Origin of the sequence: Halobaculum sp. CBA1158 (assembly GCF_021431925.1) — an archaeon.
In the GTDB taxonomy this organism is placed as follows: Archaea; Halobacteriota; Halobacteria; order Halobacteriales; family Haloferacaceae; genus Halobaculum.
Window position 1 is genome coordinate 418,621 of record NZ_CP090371.1, and the last position, 20,679, is coordinate 439,299.

General features: G+C 68.8%; 19 protein-coding genes and 2 tRNA genes. 14 read left to right on the forward strand and 7 right to left on the reverse strand.

Annotated elements, in window-relative coordinates:
- Positions 1-53: 53 nt before the first annotated feature.
- On the reverse strand, positions 54-509 hold the full coding sequence (locus Hbl1158_RS02075) for a DUF5814 domain-containing protein (RefSeq protein ID WP_234298422.1): 456 nt from the start codon (positions 507-509) through the stop codon (positions 54-56).
- A gap of 43 nt (positions 510-552) precedes the next feature.
- The gene (locus tag Hbl1158_RS02080; protein ID WP_234298423.1) at positions 553-1,620 is read right to left on the reverse strand and encodes an ATP-binding protein; all 1,068 of its coding nucleotides are present in this window, start codon (positions 1,618-1,620) and stop codon (positions 553-555) included.
- 130 nt (positions 1,621-1,750) lie between these two features.
- Between Hbl1158_RS02080 and Hbl1158_RS02085 the strand changes: the two genes are divergently transcribed.
- A tRNA-His gene (locus Hbl1158_RS02085) sits at positions 1,751-1,823 on the forward strand.
- 274 nt (positions 1,824-2,097) lie between these two features.
- On the opposite strand, the gene Hbl1158_RS02090 is transcribed toward Hbl1158_RS02085, so the two are convergent.
- Positions 2,098-3,285 carry a CBS domain-containing protein gene (locus Hbl1158_RS02090; RefSeq protein ID WP_234298424.1) on the reverse strand — a complete coding sequence of 396 codons (1,188 nt, stop codon included), beginning with the start codon at positions 3,283-3,285 and terminating at the stop codon, positions 2,098-2,100.
- Between the two features lie 74 nt (positions 3,286-3,359).
- Between Hbl1158_RS02090 and Hbl1158_RS02095 the strand changes: the two genes are divergently transcribed.
- The 3 genes from Hbl1158_RS02095 (at position 3,360) to Hbl1158_RS02105 (ending at position 6,680) form a co-directional block, all read left to right on the forward strand.
- Entirely contained in the window at positions 3,360-3,761 is a 402-nt protein-coding gene (locus Hbl1158_RS02095; protein WP_234298425.1) for a cupin domain-containing protein, read from the forward strand.
- 334 nt (positions 3,762-4,095) lie between these two features.
- A complete protein-coding gene (locus Hbl1158_RS02100) occupies positions 4,096-6,138 on the forward strand; it encodes a DEAD/DEAH box helicase (protein ID WP_234298426.1) in 2,043 nt (680 codons plus the stop codon).
- 119 nt (positions 6,139-6,257) lie between these two features.
- Positions 6,258-6,680: a hypothetical protein gene (locus Hbl1158_RS02105; protein ID WP_234298427.1), complete on the forward strand. Its 423-nt coding sequence runs from the start codon at positions 6,258-6,260 to the stop codon at positions 6,678-6,680.
- Between the two features lie 54 nt (positions 6,681-6,734).
- Here Hbl1158_RS02105 and Hbl1158_RS02110 read toward each other — a convergent pair whose 3' ends face one another.
- Positions 6,735-7,334: a hypothetical protein gene (locus tag Hbl1158_RS02110; protein ID WP_234298428.1), complete on the reverse strand. Its 600-nt coding sequence runs from the start codon at positions 7,332-7,334 to the stop codon at positions 6,735-6,737.
- A gap of 141 nt (positions 7,335-7,475) precedes the next feature.
- Between Hbl1158_RS02110 and Hbl1158_RS02115 the strand changes: the two genes are divergently transcribed.
- The 9 genes from Hbl1158_RS02115 to Hbl1158_RS02155 all read left to right on the forward strand — a co-directional run bounded on the left by Hbl1158_RS02115 (position 7,476) and on the right by Hbl1158_RS02155 (position 17,740).
- Positions 7,476-9,332, forward strand: coding sequence for an SLC13 family permease (locus Hbl1158_RS02115; RefSeq protein WP_234298429.1), 1,857 nt, complete (start codon positions 7,476-7,478; stop codon positions 9,330-9,332).
- A 62-nt stretch (positions 9,333-9,394) separates the two neighbouring features.
- A tRNA-Pro gene (locus Hbl1158_RS02120) sits at positions 9,395-9,466 on the forward strand.
- Positions 9,467-9,520: 54 nt separating this feature from the next.
- Entirely contained in the window at positions 9,521-10,336 is an 816-nt protein-coding gene (locus tag Hbl1158_RS02125) for a group I intron-associated PD-(D/E)XK endonuclease (protein ID WP_234298430.1), read from the forward strand.
- Positions 10,337-10,404: 68 nt separating this feature from the next.
- On the forward strand, positions 10,405-14,622 hold the full coding sequence (locus Hbl1158_RS02130) for an LAGLIDADG family homing endonuclease (protein ID WP_234298431.1): 4,218 nt from the start codon (positions 10,405-10,407) through the stop codon (positions 14,620-14,622).
- A gap of 6 nt (positions 14,623-14,628) precedes the next feature.
- Positions 14,629-14,934, forward strand: coding sequence for a hypothetical protein (locus Hbl1158_RS02135; protein WP_234298432.1), 306 nt, complete (start codon positions 14,629-14,631; stop codon positions 14,932-14,934).
- A 63-nt stretch (positions 14,935-14,997) separates the two neighbouring features.
- Positions 14,998-15,336, forward strand: coding sequence for a hypothetical protein (locus tag Hbl1158_RS02140; protein ID WP_234298433.1), 339 nt, complete (start codon positions 14,998-15,000; stop codon positions 15,334-15,336).
- Positions 15,333-16,217 (forward strand): hypothetical protein, encoded by an 885-nt coding sequence (locus tag Hbl1158_RS02145; protein ID WP_234298434.1) that lies wholly within the window; start codon positions 15,333-15,335, stop codon positions 16,215-16,217. The genes Hbl1158_RS02140 and Hbl1158_RS02145 overlap by 4 nt, the downstream gene beginning before the upstream one ends.
- A gap of 87 nt (positions 16,218-16,304) precedes the next feature.
- Positions 16,305-17,081: a hypothetical protein gene (locus tag Hbl1158_RS02150; RefSeq protein ID WP_234298435.1), complete on the forward strand. Its 777-nt coding sequence runs from the start codon at positions 16,305-16,307 to the stop codon at positions 17,079-17,081.
- Positions 17,078-17,740, forward strand: coding sequence for an AAA family ATPase (locus Hbl1158_RS02155; protein WP_234298436.1), 663 nt, complete (start codon positions 17,078-17,080; stop codon positions 17,738-17,740). Before Hbl1158_RS02150 ends, Hbl1158_RS02155 begins: the two co-directional genes overlap by 4 nt.
- A 47-nt stretch (positions 17,741-17,787) precedes the next feature.
- Here Hbl1158_RS02155 and Hbl1158_RS02160 read toward each other — a convergent pair whose 3' ends face one another.
- The gene (locus tag Hbl1158_RS02160) at positions 17,788-18,657 is read right to left on the reverse strand and encodes a transcription initiation factor IIB family protein (protein ID WP_234298437.1); all 870 of its coding nucleotides are present in this window, start codon (positions 18,655-18,657) and stop codon (positions 17,788-17,790) included.
- 167 nt (positions 18,658-18,824) lie between these two features.
- Here Hbl1158_RS02160 and Hbl1158_RS02165 point away from each other — a divergent pair, with 167 nt between their 5' ends.
- Positions 18,825-19,340: a hypothetical protein gene (locus Hbl1158_RS02165; protein ID WP_234298438.1), complete on the forward strand. Its 516-nt coding sequence runs from the start codon at positions 18,825-18,827 to the stop codon at positions 19,338-19,340.
- A 66-nt stretch (positions 19,341-19,406) separates the two neighbouring features.
- On the opposite strand, the gene Hbl1158_RS02170 is transcribed toward Hbl1158_RS02165, so the two are convergent.
- Positions 19,407-20,180 carry a ParA family protein gene (locus tag Hbl1158_RS02170; protein WP_234298439.1) on the reverse strand — a complete coding sequence of 258 codons (774 nt, stop codon included), beginning with the start codon at positions 20,178-20,180 and terminating at the stop codon, positions 19,407-19,409.
- A gap of 39 nt (positions 20,181-20,219) precedes the next feature.
- Entirely contained in the window at positions 20,220-20,642 is a 423-nt protein-coding gene (locus Hbl1158_RS02175) for an HIT family protein (RefSeq protein WP_234298440.1), read from the reverse strand.
- Positions 20,643-20,679: the final 37 nt, after the last annotated feature.

Genomic DNA, 20,679 nt, shown 5'->3' on the forward strand with positions numbered 1-20,679 from the left:
TCTCGGCGTCGGACGGCCGCTCGCGACTCGGCGTCGCCGGCGCGATCGACCGACTACCGGGCCAGCGCGTCGCGTGCCTCGCGGACGCGCTCTCTGGTCTCTTCGTCTCCTTCGACTGCCGCCAGCGACTCCGTCGCCTCAAGCGTGCGCACCGCCGAGTCGAGGAACGAGAGCACGTCGCCGGGGTAGGCGTACAGCATGTAGTCGTCGCCCATCACGTCGACGATGGCGTCGGGACCGAGCCCCTGTGCCCGGAGTTCGAGGAGGTAGCGGATGAACTTCCGCTCGGGGTGTCCGCAGTAGGGGGCGTCCTCGCAGCCGCAGTCGAGGAAGTCCTCGGCGAACTCCAGCAGGCGATCGCGAGTCGCCTCGTCGAGGTCGGCGAGGCCGTCGCCCGAGAAGACGAGGTCCAGCGTCGCCCCCTTGAACGCGCCCTTCGGGATGTTCGTGTCGAGCTGGGAGGCGATCTGCCGGTGGTTCTTCAGGTAGATCTTGTCCGTAATGGCCACGGCTTGAGACACGGTGGGGCCGCGGGCGAGAAAAGCGCGACGGTCACGCCGCGTCTCCCCCGTTCGACCCCGCGTCACCCGCGGGTAACGTCACGACCACGGCGGTTCCTCGCGGCTCTCGCTCGCGGACCCGAACGTCGCCGCCGAGACCGTCGACGACGGTAGCGACGACGTTCAGCCCCTTCGCGTCGCTGACCTCGTGATCGAACAGCGAATCGCGCTCGTCGGCCGCGATCCCCGGACCGTCGTCGACCACCCGCACTCGAACGCGGTCGCCGTCGCGTTCGGCGTCGACGCGGACGGAGGGGTCGCCGTCGTTGTGTTCGATCGCGTTCTCGATCAGGTTGTCCAGGACGGGCTCGAACGCCTCGTTCGCGCGCACCGTGATCCCCTCCGGCACGTCGTCAGACACGGTCGCCGACGGGTACGTGGTCGTCGCGGACTCGACCGACCGCTCGACGAGCGGGGCCAGCGGCAGCGGGTCCGGGTCGACCTCGCCGACGATCGTCCTCGCGACCGTCTGCGTGTGTTCGGTCCGCTCGACCACCCGGTTCGCACGCTCGTGGACGATCCTCGCCTCCTCGTCGTCGATCCGTTCGGCGTAGCCGGCGATGACGGTGGCGTCGTTTCGGATGTCGTGTCTGAGCAGGCCGTTGACGAACGCCAGCGCGTCGCGTCCGCGCGACGCCGACCGCGCGTGTTCCTGGCTCCGTGCCCGGTACGTTCCCGCTGCGGCACCGATCAGGAAGCCCGACCCGACAGACGTGAACAGCACGAACTCGGGCTCGGCGATCGCTCGTCCCTCGGCGATCCGGATCGCCATCGTGACCCCGATTACGAGCGTGAACGCCGCGCCCGTCGCAACCCCGAAGGCGGCGATCGTTCGGCGGCTCTTCGGGTCGAACTCCGACCGTGCGAGCATCCCGCCGGCGACGGCTACTCCCGCTGCGAGCGAGCCGTCGAGCACGAACGCCAGCGCGGGGATCAAGACCCCGTCGACGACGATCGGCTCGCGAACGAGGTGGTGGTGTCCGGTCGCGAGAACCAGCCCCGCGCCGAACAGCGTCGTCCCCGCCGAGGCGGCGTCCCAGTCGAAGCGGCCGCCGATCATACTCCTCCGATTACCGCCATGGGTAATAAAACGCGAACGTGTCGCTGGGCGGCTCGTGCGTCCACCGTCGGAGCCCTTCCCCGCGATTCGTAACGTATTTCAGTCGCTCCGAGCTACTGACGGATGCGTGTCCGGGTTGGGGTAGTGGACTATCCTTCAGCCTTGTGGAGGCTGAGACGCGGGTTCGATTCTCGCACCTGGACTGTTTCAAATTTCTCACACTTCTTGAAGCGAGTTCACTTCCGCTCCGTGGGGGATACATAAACAGTCACTACCAGACCTGTTCGCATGCAGGTCGTCTGTCCGGCGTGCGACTCCGAATTCGGAACCAACCGCGGGATGCGTGTTCACCACAGTAGAAGCCACGGAGCGATCCGAGTGACTCTCAGGTGCCCACGGTCGAGGGCTCACACTCCCTTGTGAACCAGGCGAGGCGGCAGCGGGGATGGGTGATTATCTGGCGAGCGACCGGACCGCTCACACGCTTCGACCGCCGAGACCCGGAAGAACACCCGCGTCGGAGCTCATGCCCAGCGACTCCCGGCCGCCGGTTTGGATGATGTTGAACGCGGTCATCAGGTCGGTCCGCGAGATGAGCCCGACGAGCTCGCCGTCGGCGTCGAGGACGGGAAGCCTGCCGACGCCGCTCTGCTGCATGGTCTCAAGCGCGGTCACGGCGTCGGCATCGGGCGTGACGCTGGCGATCTCCGTCTCCATCACGTCCTCGACGGTGTAGGCGTCGCGCTCCACCTCGCGGACGCCCTGCGCGTCCTGCAGCGTGACCATTCCGACGAGCCGTCCGTTCTGCATGACGGGGTAGCCGGTGTGGCGTTCCCGGAACATCCGCTCCATCAACTGGGCGACGCTCGTGCGCGGCTCGACCGTCTTCAGGTCCTCGCGCGGCGTCATGATGTCGTCGACCGAGACGCCCTCGAAGGCCGCGCGCATCGTCGTCTGCTGCGCCTCGCTGGAGGCGGCGATGTAGACGAAGAAGGCCAGGCCGACGAGCAGCCAGTTGCCGCCGAACAGCCCGAACAGTCCCAGCAGGAACGCGAACACCTTCCCGACCTCGGCGGCGATCTGGGTGGCCCGCGCGTGGGGGCGATTGCGCGCGAGCAGGGCCCGGAGGACGCGACCGCCGTCCATGGGGAAGCCGGGGAGCATGTTGAACGCCGCGAGCACGAGGTTCATCAGGGCGAGATAGCCCACGACGAACGCGACCGCGGGCGGGAGGCCGACGCCGATCAGGACGGCCGCGGAGACGAGGCCGATGGCGACCGACACCACCGGACCCATGATCGCGACGGTGAACTCCTGTTTCCAGTCCTCGGGCATCTCCTCGAAGGAGGCGACGCCGCCGAACAGCCACAGCGTGATCGACTCGATGCGGTATCCGTAGCGCATCGCGGTCAGCGAGTGACCGAACTCGTGCAACAGCACGGAGACGAACAGCCCGACAGCCGAGACCGTTCCGAGCACCCACGGGACGCTTCCGGCGGTAATCGCCTCGGCGGCGATCGGTACCCCGAACGTGTCCGCGACGATACCGGAGAACTCTCCGACCTGACTCCCGATGAGATACGCGAACAGCGGGAGGATCAGGAGGAACGTCCAGTTCAGTTGGATCGGGATGCCGGCGACCCGCCCGACACGGATTCCTCGCATACCTCGGGGTAGTTCCCCACGGCGTATAAACCCGGTCGCCGGGAGTTATGTCGGAGCACGCGAAACGGGCGGCCATGAGCGAGACCGATCCGACGACTGCGACCGGTCCGGAGCCGACCGTGAAGCGCGGAAACGACCTCGTGACGGCCGAAGTCGACGCGGGCGACGGCATGTCGAAGGGCGTGCTCATAGACGAGTCGGACGGCGCGCCCCACTTCGCGATGCGCCGGTTCGAACTCGCGCCCGGCGCGCGCGTCCCGAACCACACGAACGAGGTCGAACACGAGCAGTACGTGCTCGCGGGCGAGTACACGGTTGGGCTTGACGGGGAGGAGTACACCGTGGCAGAGGGCGACGCGCTGCTCATCCCCTCGGGCGTCCCACATTGGTACCGGAACGACGGCGACGAAGCGGCCGCGTTCATCTGTGTGGTCCCTCACGGCGACGACACGATCCGGGTGCTGGACGACGACTAGCCGGATTCCGCGGTAGTTGCGTCGGTCGCGGTGGTTGCGGTGGCCGTGGTAGTTGCGGCGGTTGCGGTGGCGCGTGCCGGCACGGCTCCGTCCGTGCCGGACGCGCGCGAGGGGCGAGCGACCGAGCGGTAGCGAGGGAGTGAGTCGGCTGGGGAGGACGTGGCTGGGGGCGGTCACGGCGGACGGGGTCGAACGGTTGGGACCTCCGCAGTCGTGCGATCACCTGCAGCGACGGCCATCCCGGCGACGCCGTTAGTGACTACGATACGCACTCGCACACGGAAGCCGAATCCCTGAAATACCGCATCCACGTACCAGGAGGCAACCGAAGACCGTGTCCGAGCAACTCCCGCAGGTCGAGACCCTGTTCCTCCACGAGCGCGACGCCGCCGACGAGTTCACGGTCGTCGTCGAGCGCGACGACAGCCGAGTCCTCCACGGCGTCCTCGAACTCAAGGAGGCTGACGCCGGCCCGCGCCCGCGACGCTTCCGCGTCAAGCAGAAGGGCGGCGAGGAGCCGCGCCAGCCCGACCAGTTCGTCGAACTGGCGCGCTCGGCCCGCCGCATCCGCATCTCCGAGCAGACCCGCGCGAGCGCTCGCGACCGCCTCCAGTCGATGCTCTCGGCGTACCAGCTCGACGCCAAACAGGTTCGCACGTGCCGCTACTGCGCCAACGACGGGCGCTACTCGCCGATCACGAGCGACACCGCCGTGAAGGCGGACCGCGACTGGATCTGTCCCGACTGCGCCGAGCGCGAACTGGAGCGGGAACTCTCCTACAAGGGGCAGTTCACCGGCAACGCCCGCGAGCGCCTGGAGGACCTGCTGTTCGAGGTGCAGGACCTCGAACGGATCACGAACCTCCTGCAGGGGAACCTCGACCCCGACCTCACGAAGTTCGACACCATCTCGGCGACGACCGACGAGATCGACCCGGTCCCCACCGACTCGCTGAACCTCCATCCCGCGCTGCAGGAGCGCGTCGAGGGACGGTTCGACGAACTGCTGCCGGTCCAGAGCCTCTCGGTCGAGAACGGGCTGTTCGACGGCGACGACCAACTGGTCGTGAGCGCGACGGCGACCGGGAAGACGCTCGTCGGCGAACTCGCGGGCGTCAACAACGCCCTCAACGGGAAGGGAAAGATGTTGTTTCTGGTCCCGCTGGTCGCGCTCGCCAACCAGAAACACGAGGACTTCGAGGACCGCTACGGCGACGTGCTCGACGTGACGATCCGCGTGGGTGCCTCTCGCATCAACGACGACGGCAACCGTTTCGACCCGAACGCCGACGTGATCGTCGGCACCTACGAGGGGATCGACCACGCGCTGCGCACGGGCAAGGACATGGGCGACATCGGCACGGTCGTCATCGACGAGGTTCACACGCTCAAGGAACCCGAGCGGGGCCACCGCCTCGACGGGATGATCTCCCGGCTGAAGCACTACTCCGAGAACCGGGGGGCGTCCGCCCAGTGGGTGTACCTCTCGGCGACCGTCGGCAACCCCGAGTTCCTCGCCGGGCGGCTGGGCGCGACGCTCATCGAGTTCGAGGAGCGCCCGGTCCCCATCGAGCGCCACGTCACCTTCGCCGACCAGCGCGAGAAGCTCGACATCGAAAAGAAGCTCGTCAAACGCGAGTTCGACGCGAAGTCATCGAAGGGGTACCGCGGGCAGACGATCATCTTCACCAACTCCCGGCGTCGGTGCCACGAGATCTCACGGAAACTGGAGTACGACTCCGCGCCGTACCACGCCGGCCTCGACTACAAGCGACGCAAGACCGTCGAGCGCAAGTTCGGAAACCAGGACCTGGCGGCCGTCGTCACCACCGCCGCCCTCGCCGCAGGCGTCGACTTCCCCGCCTCGCAGGTGATCTTCGACACGCTCGCGATGGGGATCGAGTGGCTCTCCGTCCAGGAGTTCGAGCAGATGCTCGGCCGGGCGGGCCGCCCGGACTACCACGACGAGGGGAAAGTGTACGTTCTCGTCGAGCCCGACGCGAGCTATCACTCCTCGATGGAGGGGACCGAGGACGAGACGGCGTTCAAGCTGCTGAAAGGGGAGATGGAAGACGTGAAGACGGTGTACGACACCTCCTCCGCCGCCGAGGAGACGCTCGCGAACGTCGTCGTCGCGGGCAAGCGCGCCAAGCGACTCAACGACCGGATGATCGGCGAGGTTCCCACCACCCACGCGGTCGGGAAGCTGCTGGAGTGGGAGTTCATCGACGGCCTCTCGCCGACGCCGCTGGGCCGCGCCGTCGCCGAGCACTTCCTCGCGCCCGACGACGCCTTCCGCATCCTCGACGGGATCCGAAAGGGGAGCGACGCCTACGGGATCGTCGCGGACATGGAACTGGCCGACGAGGAGCTGTAACCGACCGGGGGCTATCGACGGTCGGCCGTCCGACCGCCGGTGGGAACCGACCGCAGTCGCGTTCCGGACGTGTCGGAGACCGTACCAAGGTTGATTGCCGTCGCCGCCGTCATCCGAACATGGCCGACGCATCCGCCAGCCGACAGCTCGTTCGCGAGGTTCGATCACAGCTCGACGGGTGGACGGACCGCGCCCGCGTCGAGGCGTACGACGAGCTGTTTGAGGGCGACGACCCGATCCTCTCGGAGGAGGAGCTCCGACTGCTCGATGCGGTCGACTCGCGCCTGGAACGACACGGCGGCGACGGCGTCTGGGGAACCGACCGGTACGGCATCCAGGCGGCCGACGGCGGGCGATCGACCGACGCGCTCGGCGTCGTCTGCGTGTATCACCCGCAGGTGACGAGCGACTCGGTGCTGCGCGGCATGGACGACCTCGACGACGAGACCGAAGAGCGGATCAACGCGGCGCTGTGGACGTACGCCGAGCGCGTCACGGAACTCGTCGAGGACGCGCTCGACGAGTACCTCGACCGGGACTGATCCCCGATCGCGAAGGCGGACCGTTGCGTGACCCCGCCGGGTCAGGCGTTCCCGTCAGACGCCGAGCCACTCGTCGTTCCGGACCTCGTAGCCGTTCGCCCGGCAGTACTCGGCCGCCCGTCGCCGGACTGACCGGGATCCGGGAAGCTCGCGATCCTCGCGGATCCGCTCGACGATCCAGTCGGCGACGACCGGGATCCCCTCGTTCTCGTCGATCGGATCGATGGCCACGAGCTCCCTGAACGTTCGCTCGTAGCCGTCCCGTTGGGAGCCGGCGAGTTCCAGCTCCCGGATCGACCCGACGGTCTCGGCGATCCGCTTCATCGCCGCGGCGACTGTCGGCCGCTGTATCCGGACTCGGACGGCCGCGGCGGAGGCGAACGTCTCCTCGTCGGTGTCGGGAAGGAGCGCCTCGACGGCGTACGTCCCGTCGTCGGTCGGGATCTCGCGCTCGCCGATCGCATCGACGACCTCGGATCCGGGCGCGGGGAACTCCACCGACTCGAGATCCCGTTCGATATCGGAGAGGACGTCCTCGTCGACCGGCGGCTCCGCCTCGTCGTATCGATCCATCTCGGTGGCGAGGGCCCGCTCCTGTCGGCGCTTCTCGGCGTCGTGCGCCTGCTTGTCGCGGCCGCGTTTGTCGTCTGCCATTCCCCCGGAGTTGGCTCCCGACCCGGATAACCCCGCGTCCGATTGTCGAACCGTGCGAACGCGGACCGCGGACGAGGCCGGGTGGCGGCCGTGCCGGTCCGGTCCCGTACCCTTTTGCCCGCAGCCGGTGTCGGACTCGGCGTGCTCGCGCCCGAGATCCTGTTCGTCTTCGCGGTGATCCTCGCGGCGCTCGTGCTGTTCGTCACCGAGCCGGTCCCGGTCGACATCACCGCGATCGGCGTCCTCGTCGCGCTGCTGTTGGCGGGGCCGATCTCGACCGCGCTCGCGGGGCTCGGGCTGCTCGCCGCGCCGTTCGAACTCGTCACGGTCGAGGAGGGGCTGTCCGGGTTCGCCAACCCCGCGACGCTGACGGTGCTTGCGATGTTCGTTCTCTCTGAGGGGGTGCGGATGACCGGCATCATCCAGCGGTTGGGCGCGTTCATCTCCCGGATCACCAAGGGAGACGAGACCAAACAGCTCGGGGCGACGATCGGCGTCGTGGGACCGATATCCGGGCTGATCAACAACACCGCGGCCGTCGCGATCCTCCTCCCGATGGTGATCGACCTCGCCGAGCGCGGTCGCACGTCGCCGTCGAAGCTCCTCCTCCCGCTGAGCTACGCGTCGATGTTCGGTGGGACGCTCACGCTCATCGGCACGTCGACGAACATCCTCGCCTCGGACCTGTACGCGACGCTCGCGCCGGCGGGCGTCGCCCGCCAGTTCCGGATGTTCGAGTTCCTCCCGCTCGGGGCGGTGCTGCTGGTCGTCGGTTCGATCTACCTGCTCACCGTCGGCCGGTGGCTCACTCCGGCCCGAATCAAGCCGCGATCCGACCTCACAGAGGAGTTCCAGATGGCGGACTACCTGACCGAGGTCGTCGTCCGCGAGGACTCCCCGCTGGTGGGCCAGCGCGTCGAGACGGCGCTGTCGGAGACGGAGTTCGACGTCGACCTCGTCCAACTCGTCCGCGGCAACCGGACGTTCCTCGAACCGTTCGGACAAAAGGAGATCCGCGCGGGCGACGTGTTCGCCGTGCGAACCGACCGGGCGACGCTGGTCGACCTGCTCGACGTCGAGGGGCTCGACCTCGTGCCCGAGACGGTCGACGAAGCCGAGTTGGAGACGGCCGAAGCGACGACGAACCTCGTCGAGGTCGTCGTCGCGCCCGGGTCGTCGCTGGTCGGCGAGTCGCTCGCCTCGGCCAGTTTCCGTCAGCGCTACGACGCGACCGTGCTCGCGTTCCGCCGCGGCGGCGAGCTGGTCCGCCAGCGCATGGACCACATTCCGCTTCGGGTCGGCGACACCCTGCTCGTGCAGGCGAGCGACCACTCGATCGAACGGCTCGACGCCAACCGCGACGTCATCCTCGCCCGCGAGATCGAAACGCACGACTGGCGGCGCAACCGGACGCCGATCGCCGTCGGTATCGTCGCGCTCGTCGTCGGTCTCGCCGCCGTGAACGTGCTGCCGATCGTCGTCTCGGCGCTCGCGGGCGCGCTCGCGATGGTCGTCACGGGCTGTCTCAAGCCCGGCGAGGTGTACGATGCCGTCGAGTGGGACGTGATCTTCCTGCTGGCGGGCGTCATTCCGCTCGGCATCGCGATGCAGACGTCCGGAACCGCCGGGCTGATCGCCGACGCGGTCGTCGCCGGGGCCGACGTGCTCTCGCCGCTGGCGCTGTTGGGCTCGTTCTACGTGGTGACGGCGCTGCTCACGAACGTCATCTCGAACAACGCCAGCGTCGTGCTCATGATCCCCGTCGCGCTGCAGGTCGCGGCGACCCTCGGGGCGAACCCGCTCGCGTTCGCCATGGCGGTGACGTTCGCCGCGTCGACGGCGTTCATGACGCCCGTCGGCTATCAGACGAACCTCTTCGTCTACGGTCCGGGCGGCTACCGCTTCAGCGACTACGTCCGCGTCGGCGCGCCGTTACAGGCGATCTTCGCGGTCGTGACGACGCTCGGGATCCCCGTCGTGTTCGGACTGGGGATGTGAGCCGTCCCGTGTCCGGGGCGAACGGAACGGTTTAGTTCGTCGGGGGAGCGATATGGAGGTACGGGACCGTGGGGTAGTGGCTATCCTCTGGCGTTTGGGACGCTTGGACCCGAGTTCGACTCTCGGCGGTCCCACTTCACTTCCGCTCCGTGCCGACCGCTTAGTTCCTCTCGCCTCCCTTGGAACGTATGCAACCGCTCCACGAGATGCCGAGCCATCGGAAGGGCGACTACACCGAGGCGATCGTCGTCGCGGAACTGAAACGACGCGGGGTCCGCGTCGCGAGACCCGTCGGTGACAACGAGCGGTACGACCTCGTCGTCGCCGCGGAGTCCGGGTTCTACTCGGTACAGGTGAAGACGGGTCTCCTGATGGACGGGTGCGTCTACGTCCGCGGGAAGTCACAGCACACGAACGCCACCGGAAACACGTACCGGGACTACGACGGGGATGTCGACCTCTTTCTCGTCTACTGTCACGACCTCGAGACGATGTATCTCGTTCGCGAGGACGCGTTCGGCACCGGAATGTACCTCCGCGTCGACGAACCGGAACAGCGCGACCGGACTATCAACTGGGCGGCGGAGTACGAATTCGACCGGAACTGGCCGCCGTCTTCGGCGACCCGCCCGTGTGACGACGGACTTCGCGTTACCCGGAAACTCGAAGAGCGGGACGTCCTCGTCCATCGGTCGACGACCGACCGCTCGTACGATCTCCTCCTCGAGACCCCAGACGGGGCGTATCACCGGACGACCGTCACGCCCGGATATCTGAACGACGGCCGCGTCCGGTTCGACGGGAAGGGAGCGATACTCCCCGACGACACCGATCTCGTGCTCGTCGACTGCGACGATCTCGACACGCTGTATCTCGTCCGCCGTGACGAGTACGATGCCGCGATCTCGCTCCGCGTCGACCCACCGGCGAAGCCGAACAGCCGGATCAACTGGGCCGAGGACTACGAGTTCGACGCACGCTGGCCCGACGACATCACCGAGTAGCCGCCGCCGCGATCCACTTCCACTCGGAGGCGACAGTTCTTACCTGATGAGGCGACAACCCACACGCAATGAGTCAGGCCGCCGAGGGGCAGGACGTCGACGCCTTCCTCAGTTTCTACCGGACCTACTACAGCGACGAGATCGCGCGTCTCGCCCAGAACTACCCGAAGGAACAGCGCTCCCTCTACGTCGAGTACGACGACCTCTACACGTTCGACCCCGACCTCGCCGACCGGTACCTCAACCGCCCGGGCGAGATGCAGGAGGTCGCCGAGGAGGCGCTGCGCACGTACGACCTCCCGGTCGACATCTCGCTGGGCCAGGCCCACGTCCGACTCCGCGGGCTCCCGCGCGAGAGCACCCTCGACATCCGGGGGATCCGCGTCAGCGACGACCACATCGGGTCGATGGTCGCGGTGATGGGCATCGTTCGCAAGGCGACGGACGTGCGCCCGAAGATCGTCGAGGCGGCCTTCGAGTGCCAGCGCTGCGGGACGATGACGTACATCCCGCAGAACGACTCCGGCTTCCAGGAGCCCCACGAGTGTCAGGGGTGTGAGCGACAGGGCCCCTTCCGCGTCAACAACAACGAGTCGAAGTTCATCGACTCCCAGCAGCTCCGGGTGCAGGAGTCGCCCGAGGGACTGCGCGGTGGGGAGACGCCCCAGAGCATCGACGTGAACCTCGAGGACGACGTGTGCGGGGAGGTGACCCCCGGCGACCACGTCACCGTCGTCGGCCGCCTGGAGATGGAGCAGGTGACGAGCGGCCAGGAGAAGACGACGGTGTTCGACCCGTACATGGAGGGCGTCTCCGTCGTCATCGAGGACGAGGAGTTCGAGGACATGGACATCACCGACGAGGACAAACAGGAGATCCTCGAACTCTCGACCCACGACGACATCTACGACGAGATGGTCGCCTCCGTCGCGCCCTCCATCTACGGGTACGAGCAGGAGAAGCTCTCGATGATCCTCCAACTGTTTTCGGGGGTCACGAAGCACCTCCCGGACGGGTCGCGGATCCGTGGCGACCTGCATATGCTTCTGATAGGAGACCCGGGTACCGGCAAGTGCGTTGACGGGGATACCCGAGTGACGCTCGCGGACGGTTGTGACGTTCCGATCCGGGAACTCGTCGAGTCGAATCTCGACGAGCCGAAGCCGGTGGACGACGGCGTGTGGGACGAGGCGGGATTCGAGGTCCCGTCGCTCGGGTCGAACGGCGATATCGAGTCGCGGCGGGCGACGAAAGTCTGGAAGCGGGAGGCACCCGATGAGATGCTCCGGATCCGGACGAACGGCGGACGGGAACTGGACGTGACGCCGTCGCACCCGTTGTTCGTTCGCGCGGGTGCGGGACACCACGCAGTTCGTGCGGAGGAACTCTCCGAGGGGGCGACGATCGCTGCCGTGTCGAAGCCGCTGACCGACGGTGGAGCGGCTGCTGTTCGTTCGTCGGTGCCGGCATCTCGACCCACGTCGCTCAGACGAACGTGGGAACGGATCGAGTCGATCGATCGCGTCGAACCGGCTGCTGAGTGGGTGTACGACCTCGAAGTCGACGGGACGCACAGCTACGTCTCGAACGGGATCGTCTCCCACAACTCCCAGATGCTGTCGTACATCCGGAACATCGCCCCCAGATCGGTGTACACGTCCGGTAAAGGTAGCTCAAGTGCTGGGTTGTGTGTCACCGGTGACACTCGGATCCATACCGAAGACGGATTCCACGAGATTCGTGACATAGCGACCGAATATCATCCGGACCCGGTTTCCGAGGAGACAGCGGCAACCGCGACACATGGCCTCTACACGTACGACCGCGATGAGGGCGAAATCGGTGCGGCGGAGAGTTCCCACGTTTGGCGAATGCCGGAGAAGCCGTGTAGGCGGATCGAAACGGCTCACGGAAAACGGTTAGAGGCCTCGGTTACCACTCCGGTTCTCGTATGCGGTGCGGACGGGATCGAGTGGCGGCCGATATCCGATATCTCTCCTGGCGATACTGTCGCCATTCCGAAGTATCGGAACATCGAACGGTCGTCCCCTTCGATCAGAGCGTTTCTCGAACTCACAGAGGAGAAGGTGAAGCCGAGCGAGCGATCCGTCGAGTTCCTTCGAACGCGGCTGTGTGAGGAGTACGGAACGCTACGCGATGCAGCTTCGGCACTCAACCTCCCTGAGGACTTCATCTATGACTCGCTGTCGAACAGGCACCTCCCGCTTGACAGACTCGATCGGATCCTCAATGCGATCGGTACCGATCGCGACGATATCGACATCGACCGAGTGATGCTCCGCCACGGAGAGGGTGTCGAGATCCCGGAGGAGTTCGGTGCGGATCTACTGTACTTGATCGGACTCGTGTTCGGGGATGGTGACGTGATGGTGTCTCGTCGGGGAGGCAACCGCGGCCACGTCCGGATATCGAACAGCGACGAAGGCCTCCTCCGACGTGCTGCGGACATCATCGAGGACCAATTCGGGAAGTCAGTAGACATCGAGTATCAGGAGGACCGAGTCCCGTGTATTCGTCTCCATAGTGCGACTGTCGCCCGGTTCTTCAGCAACCTCGGCGTAGAGTCGCCAAAGACCGATCTCGAACTCGATCCACGGCTAACGACGGCAGAACACGCCGACGAATTCCTCCGTGGGCTGTTCGACGCTGACGCGTCGGTCTGCTCTCGAACTGATGGCGGGTCGAGCATCCAATTTTCGACGGTCTGCTCGGACCTCGCAGAACAGGTCCAGTTGATGCTAGAGACGTACGGCGTCCGCGCGAGACTGCGCGAGCGTGACAGACGGGGCACCTACGAACGTGCGGACGGACACGAGATCGACTCCACATCGATCCAGACCCACCTCGCGATCTACGGACGGAACATCGACGCATTCGCCGAACAGATCGGGTTCCGGTCGAGTGCAAAGAGCGATTCGCTGGACTCGATCGTCGCCGATACGGCCCGACGCGGCGAGCGGCTCCCGATCGGCGACGCACTCGTCCAGACGGACGGTGCCGGCGGCCAATTTTACCAGAATATGAACCGCGGCGACAACCCGAGTCGAAGCCGGGCACGTGCTCTGTTAGCCGACCGCGACCTCGGTGACCGGGCCTCGATCGTTGAGGAGGCGGTCGGTGCAGACTTGCTCTGGGACGACGTCGTCGATGCGTCCGACACCGGCGAGAAGGAAGTGTTCGATCTGACGGTCCCGGAGACACACAACTTCGTCGGCAACGGCGTCGTAACCCACAATACTGCCGCCGCGGTTCGCGACGACTTTGGCGACGGCCAGCAGTGGACGCTGGAGGCGGGGGCACTCGTCCTCGCTGACAAGGGGATCGCCGCTGTCGACGAACTGGACAAAATGAGGTCGGAAGATCGATCAGCCATGCATGAGGCATTGGAACAACAACAAATTTCGGTATCTAAGGCCGGAATAAATGCAACTCTTAAATCTCGCTGTTCCCTCCTCGGCGCGGCGAACCCCAAGTACGGTCGCTTCGACCAGTACGAGCCGATCGGCGAGCAGATCGACCTCGAACCCGCTCTCATCTCGCGGTTCGACCTCATCTTCACCGTCACGGACAGCCCCGACCCGGAACACGACGCGAAGCTGGCCGATCACATCCTGACGACGAACTACGCGGGCGAGTTGAACACCCAGCGCACGGAGATGGCGACCTCGAACTTCACCCAGGAGGAGGTCGACGAGGTGACCGAGGAGGTCGCGCCGGTCATCGACGCCGAACTCCTGCGGAAGTACATCGCGTACGCCAAGCGGAACTGCTACCCGACGATGACCGACGAGGCGAAGGCGGCGATCCGGGAGTTCTACGTCGACCTGCGGGCGAAGGGGGCCGACGAAGACGCCCCCGTGCCCGTCACCGCCCGGAAGCTGGAGGCGCTCGTCCGCCTGTCGGAGGCCAGCGCGCGGGTCCGGCTGTCGGACACCGTCGAGGAGGAGGACGCGACCCGGGTGATCGAGATCGTCCGCTCGTGTCTCCAAGACATCGGCGTCGATCCCGAAACGGGCCAGTTCGATGCCGACGTGGTCGAAACCGGGACCAGCAAGAGCCAGCGCGACCGGATCAAGAACATCAAGGAGCTCATCGGTACGATCGCCGAGGAGTACGAGGACGAGCCCGGCGCGCCCGTCGACGCGATCCTGGAGCGCGCCGACGAGGTCGGCATGGACTCGGGCAAGGCCGAGAAGGAACTGGAGAAGCTCAGAACGAGAGGCGAGATCTACGAGCCGCAGTCCGGCTACGTCCGGACGACGTGACCGCCGATGGACCGAATCTCCGCGCTCCGAAACGTCGAGGACGCCATCCGCGCGTTCGAGGACGGCGAGATCGACCTCGCCGAGACCGAGCGCCGCGTCGGCACCGTCCTCCGGACGTACGCCACCGAGTTCGACGCCCCTGATCGCCGCGCGTTCCGGGTGACCGCCGGTCCCGGCGAGGGGCGCGTCGTCGTCGCCGGCGACGCGCCCGAGGCGCGCGAGCGGGCCGCCTTCCTCGCCGGAGACGCGGCGGAGGGCGGTCACGGCGACGCCGACCCGGTCCCCGACGACGTGACGGTCGAGCCGCTGTAGGCGACTCTCGGGATTCGATACGCGCTTCAGAACGTTTATATTTCACAGGAATGCGGTGAGTGTATGCTACTCGTCGTGACGTACTCGCGGGGAGCGCGAACGACGCTCCGGAACGTCTGTCGCAGCCACGACGACACCGTCGTCAGGCGGTTCGGTCGTGCGGCGCTGCTCGCGGAGACGGAGTTGGGGGCGTTTCTGGCGTGTCGACTCCGGGCGAAACACGCCGGCGACGTGCAGGTCGAGCGGACCGAACCGTTCAACGAGTTCGCGGCGGTGCGGCCGGCGGTTCGCGAGGCGGCCCTCGCCTACGAGGACCGCGAGACGCCGAGCACGCCGTACGCGAAGTTCGCCGTCGGCGCGGACCACCCCGACCCGGCGGCCATGCGCGACGCCGAGCTGTGAGGCTCCGTGTCGGAGGCCGGACGTACCGCGGTCGCTCGCTGGACCTCCGGTCTCGAGGGGTCACCGTCGCCGAGGCCGTGGCCGCACTCGGAGTCGATCCCGCCGATCCGCTCGCGACGGCAACGCCGGAGCCGCCGCCCCTGCGACGGTCGCTCGCTGCAGCGGCCCGAGAACGGGGACACGACCACCCGGCGGACGCGGCGATCCGACGGACACAGCGAGCGCTCGCGTCGGCGACCGACGAGGTCGAGCGACTGGGGGACGCGACGGCGGAACTGGCGGACGCGCGCGAGCGCGCCGCCGCGGCCGGCGCGGACGTCGAGCGCCTCCGCGAGCGCGCGGCCACGCTCCGAGGGAAACTGCAGGCGATGGACGAGACGGACATGACGATCGAGGTGAACGGGGAGAACGGAGCGAACACTGGCGTCGATCCGATCGAGGGCGACGCCAGGAGGGCGGATCTCGAGTCCGCGTTCGCGGACGCGACGCGGGCGTTGACGGTCGCCGAGACCGACCGGGTCGCGGCCGCGCAGGCGCTCGATCGAGCCGAGGAGCGCGCGCGGGCCGTCCGAGACGCGCGCGAGCGACGCCTCAGCCTGCGGGACGCGCTCGCGAACCGGCGACGCGAGGCGAGACGGGACCTCGCGGCCGCCCTCCAGCCGGCGTTTCCCGCGGCCCTCGACCGGATTCCCGGCGTCGACGCCGACGCGGCGGGGGAGGGACCCTCCGCGTTCGCCGGCGAGGCCGTCGCCGGCCACCTGGCGGCGATCCGACTCGCGGACCGGACCGCGCCGGTCGTCGTCGCGCTCGACCGGTTCGAGGGGGCCGCGAGCGCGGCGACGCGACTCCGCGCGCCGGTCGTGCTCGTCCGGCCGGCGTGACCGACGCGCGCGCCGCCGGGCCGCCGGGCCGCGGGGCCGTCGATCCCGCACGGGAGTTTATCCGCGATGACGGCACCACTCCGGGCCATGCCCGTCACGCTCGATGCGACCGCGACGACCGCCGAGGGCGTCGCGTTCGTCACCGTCCGGGTCAGCAACACCGAACCGGTCGCGCGCCGGGTTCGGCTCGCGAACCGACTCGACGGCGTCGTCCTCCCGCCGCGGCGACACGGCACTCCCGAACCCGGATGGTCCGACGACGGCTACGCCGGCGTCGTCGCCGGCGGCGACGACCTCGCCGTGGGATACGCCTGCGTCCCGAACAGAGACGGTCGGACGGCCGAGGCCACGGCGATCGACGCCGATCCGCCGGTCGAACTCGTCTCGGTCGGCGCGCCCGACGCGAGCGACGCGGACCACGTCGCCGACGCGGCGACGACGCTCGGTGCGGCTCGACCGCCCGCTGACGCGGTCGGCGGCGACGCCGACTTCGACGGGGACGGAGGCGGAGCACCACCGGACCCCTTCGGAACCGAGCCGGCTCCGGCGGCTCCTGCTCCGGCTCCGACTCCGACGGTTGCCGACGCGTCCGGGTCCCGGACGGATCCGGACGCGCCGCCGCCGGCAGTCGTCCGGTATCTGGACGCGGTCGAGACGCGTATCGAGCGCGCCGAGGCGCTCGAGGACGGAACCGTCGCCGAGGCGACCGCGTCGCTGTCGACCGGGATCGATCCCGGGGGGATCGAGGACCTCCTCGCGACCGATGCGGAGGCGCTGTCGGCGGTCGCCGGTCGCGCGAGCGCTCTCGCGGACCGCGCGCGCGGCGTCGAGGTGCCCGCGGAGGCGATGGAGCGACTGGCGTGATCCTCGCCGTCGCGGGCGGGAAGGGCGGCGTCGGGAAGTCGACGCTCGCGTACAACCTCGGGGCCGCGCTGGACGCGCTCGTCGTCGACGCCGACCTCGCGATGGCGAACCTCCCGGGCGGCCGCGAGCGCGGGCCGGACCTCCACGACGTGCTGGCCGGCCGCGCCGACCCGACGGAGGCGATCCGGCCCGGGCAGGTCGACCTGCTCCCGTGCGGTCGGTCGCTGTCCGGGGCGCGCCTCGCCGACGTGCGCCGTCTGCGCGAGGCGGTCGCGGTCCCCGGGTACGACCGCGTCGTGATCGACTCGCCGGCCGGGCTTCGGGCGGACGCCGGGGTGCCGCTGGCGATCTCGGAGGCGTGCGTGCTCGCGGCGTCGCCGGCGCGGTGGGCGCTCGCCGACGCGATGGCGGCGCGGGAGCTGGCGCGGGAACTGGACTGCGGGCTGGCTGCGGTGGCGCTCAACCGCGTCGTCGAGGAGCCCCCGACGCGCGCGGTCGGACGGGCGCTCGGCGCGCAGGCGACCGCGGTTCCGGCGGATCCGCGGCTCGCGCGGTCGATACCGAGGGAAGAGCCGGTCGTCGACGCCGCGCCGTCGTCGTCGGCCGCGCGGGCGGTCGGGGCGCTCGCGAGGGCCGTGCGACGCTGCGGACTCGAGTAGCTGGCGGACCGTTCGATCGACGCGGGCGCTACCGTCTTCGGCGTCGCTTACTCCGTCCGGTTCTCCCGGAGATCGACGACCGACGACCGGAGGGTGACGGGCGTCACGTCGGCCACGTCGGCGGCGGCCGCCTGCGTGCAGTCGGCGTCGGCGTCGCGGGCGGCGAGATACAGACACGCGCCGGCGACGCCGCCGGGGTTGCGGCCGTTCGTGAGCCCCAGATCCGCGGCGAGGTCGAGGTACTCGCGGGCGTCGCGCTCCACGTCGATCGCCAGATCCAGCTCCGTGGCGAACCGCGGGAGGTACTCGGCGGGATCGATCGGCCCGACCGGGAGTCCCAACTCGCGGTTCATCGCGTCGAAGGCGGCGCGCAGTTCGTCGGCGTCGGCCTTCGCGTCCGCGACGAGCTCTCCGCGGGTGCGCGAGACGCCGGTGACGCGGCAGGCGACGTACACGCAGGCGGCCGCGAACCCCTCCAGCGAGCGCCCGCGCAGGAGGTCGGCGTCCTGGGCCGACTCGAACAGCGTACACGCCTGATCCCTGAGCGACTCGGGCAGGCCCGCCGCCGAGACGAGCCGGCGGATCTCGGTGAAGCCGTACACGCGGTTGCGGTCGCGCTTGCTGGAGATCCGCGCCCGTGTGTGCTGGCGGCGCATGCGGGCCCACTGCCGGCGCTTGCGTCCCTTGACCCGGGTGCGCCCGATCTCCGTCGAGAGCCCGCGGTCGTGGCGCGAGCGGGTCAACGGTGCCCCCGTGCGTCGTGGGTCGCGGTCGTCGTCGGCGAAGCTCCGCCACTCTGGCCCGCGGTCGATCCGGTCCTCCGCGACGACGAGTCCGCAGTCTCGACACACGGTCTCGTCGCCGTCCGCGCGCACTCGTCCCTCGCACTCCGGACACGTCGCCGTGCTCGTTGCCATACTCGAACCTCGGTCCCGAAGCCATACTTAGGTGTGGGGGAATCGCCCCCCGGCGGACCGAGGGAGCGACGCTAAGCGTACCGATAACCGGTACGTTCCCCGAACAGAACGCATTAGCTCATCGGCGAATGGCGAGAATTTATATCGGGTGCCGGCGGAGTTCGCGCATGGGCCTCTCGGAGATCGCCGCGGGGATCGAAGTGACCGCGCGCCAGGAGGAGCGTGGCGTCGCCGCCGTCGACGACACCGGCGACGGTCTCGTCGAGCGGTTGGCTCCCCACGCGGCGGCGTTGCCCTGTACCGCGGCGGCCGCGGCGGTCGTGCTCGAAACGCACGCTCGCGGGGTCACCGTCGGCGACAGCGCCCGCGAAGCGGGGATCGCGCCGATGACCGCGGCGAAGGCGCTCCACCGGTGCGGCGTCTCGGGCGTGTCGCCGCTGGGACCGACCGGACGGCGGGTGGTTCGCGACTGGCTCGCCGGCGACCTCTCGCGTGCGGACGCGCTCGAACTCGCCGGCGGCGACGAGGCGGCGTTCGCGCTCGCGGGCTACGTCGAGGCGCACGAACCGATTCCGGAGCTGACCGACGCCGCCCGCGGCGGGGACGGGCGCGGCGGGAACGCGAGCGTCGAGAAGCGAGACGCGCTCGGGGAGACGATGAGTTCCGTCTCGGATCTGCGCTGACACGGGTACGCATCCGGTGATTCCGTCACCGTGGTCGGCGTAATCGGCGGGGTGCCCTCGCTCCCGTCAGTCTCGACCGCCGCGGACGCGCTCGACGCCCGCCCGCACCCGGTCGGCGACGCCATCCCGTTCCGGATCGAGCCCCAGATCCCTCCCGAACAGCGTCTCGGTCGCGGCGACGACGCCGGCGGCGGCGCGGTCCTCGCCCAGCGCGGCCGGTCGGATCGCGGGTCCGCCGTCGGCCTCCGGGATCGTCGCGTCGGCCTCGGCGTCGCCGGCGGTCGCACCGACGGCGACGTCCAGGGGTTCGCCGTCGGGCGCGTCCACGTCATCGAGGGCGTCGCGCTGTCTGTTCCGCCCGGCCGCGCCGTGGTCGGTCGCGGGCGCGACGAGTGCGACCCGGTCGACGGCGTGGACGGCCGCGACCGCCTGATTCGACGCGATCGGCGGGGCGTCGACGATCGCGTACTCGAACTCGTCGACCGCCTCGCGGACGCGCTCCTCGAAGGCCCGTGCGGCCGCGGGCGCTTTCGCACGGGCGACGCGCTCGAACGGGGCGCGCGCCGGCGCGAGCGCGATCCGCCCCTCGACGCCGGGGTCGTGCGCGAGGTCGTACAGTCCGGTCGCGAGGGGTCGGTCGGGGTCGAGGCACAGTTCGGTCACGTCGGGGTCGATCCGTCCGGCGACGAACTCGCTCAGCCCCTGGGTCGCGTAGGCGGCGTCGAGCACGGCGACGTCGCGGCCGGCCCGCGCGAGCGCGGCGGCGCACTCCACGGCGGTTCGCGTCGTTCCCGCGCCGCCGACGCTCCCGACGAGCGCGAGCGTTCGAATCTCGGTCATACCGCGGCTGCGTCGCGACCCGACAAATACTTTCGCGATCTATTCCCCGGAAATAGACGAGGCGATCGCGTCGAGTTCGTCGTCCGAGAGGTCGGGGCGGGAGCCGGCGGCGACGTGGATCGGCCCGCCGTCGTCGTCGGCGAAGCGCGGGATGACGTGGACGTGCGCGTGCGGCACCTCCTGGCCGGCGTCGGGGCCGTCGTTGACGCCGATGGTGTGGGCGTCGGCGTCGACGGCGGCGGCTATCTCGGGCGCGAGTTCGTGGACGAGATCGAAGACCGCCCGGGACTCCTCGACGCTCAGGTCGGCGACCCGGCTTCGGTGTGCCTTCGGGATGACGAGCGTGTGGCCGGGGCTCATCGGGTTCGCGTCGAGGAACGCGAGCGCCTCGTCGGTCTCGGCGACGGTGCGGGCGGGGATGTCGCCCGCGACGATCGAACAGAAGATACAGTCGTCGGTCATGTCCGGTCGATCGCCTCGTGAGGGCTTGAATGTGGGG

Coding starts and splice junctions, on each gene's coding strand:
- Hbl1158_RS02160 (WP_234298437.1), bottom strand. CDS start 18,657: ATGGCAACGAGCACGGCGACGTGTCCGGAGTGCGAGGGACGAGTGCGC.
- Hbl1158_RS02080 (WP_234298423.1), bottom strand. CDS start 1,620: ATGATCGGCGGCCGCTTCGACTGGGACGCCGCCTCGGCGGGGACGACG.
- Hbl1158_RS02140 (WP_234298433.1), top strand. CDS start 14,998: ATGCTACTCGTCGTGACGTACTCGCGGGGAGCGCGAACGACGCTCCGG.
- Hbl1158_RS02110 (WP_234298428.1), bottom strand. CDS start 7,334: ATGGCAGACGACAAACGCGGCCGCGACAAGCAGGCGCACGACGCCGAG.
- Hbl1158_RS02125 (WP_234298430.1), top strand. CDS start 9,521: ATGCAACCGCTCCACGAGATGCCGAGCCATCGGAAGGGCGACTACACC.
- Hbl1158_RS02135 (WP_234298432.1), top strand. CDS start 14,629: ATGGACCGAATCTCCGCGCTCCGAAACGTCGAGGACGCCATCCGCGCG.
- Hbl1158_RS02150 (WP_234298435.1), top strand. CDS start 16,305: ATGCCCGTCACGCTCGATGCGACCGCGACGACCGCCGAGGGCGTCGCG.
- Hbl1158_RS02105 (WP_234298427.1), top strand. CDS start 6,258: ATGGCCGACGCATCCGCCAGCCGACAGCTCGTTCGCGAGGTTCGATCA.
- Hbl1158_RS02130 (WP_234298431.1), top strand. CDS start 10,405: ATGAGTCAGGCCGCCGAGGGGCAGGACGTCGACGCCTTCCTCAGTTTC.
- Hbl1158_RS02165 (WP_234298438.1), top strand. CDS start 18,825: ATGGGCCTCTCGGAGATCGCCGCGGGGATCGAAGTGACCGCGCGCCAG.
- Hbl1158_RS02170 (WP_234298439.1), bottom strand. CDS start 20,180: ATGACCGAGATTCGAACGCTCGCGCTCGTCGGGAGCGTCGGCGGCGCG.
- Hbl1158_RS02095 (WP_234298425.1), top strand. CDS start 3,360: ATGAGCGAGACCGATCCGACGACTGCGACCGGTCCGGAGCCGACCGTG.
- Hbl1158_RS02175 (WP_234298440.1), bottom strand. CDS start 20,642: ATGACCGACGACTGTATCTTCTGTTCGATCGTCGCGGGCGACATCCCC.
- Hbl1158_RS02090 (WP_234298424.1), bottom strand. CDS start 3,285: ATGCGAGGAATCCGTGTCGGGCGGGTCGCCGGCATCCCGATCCAACTG.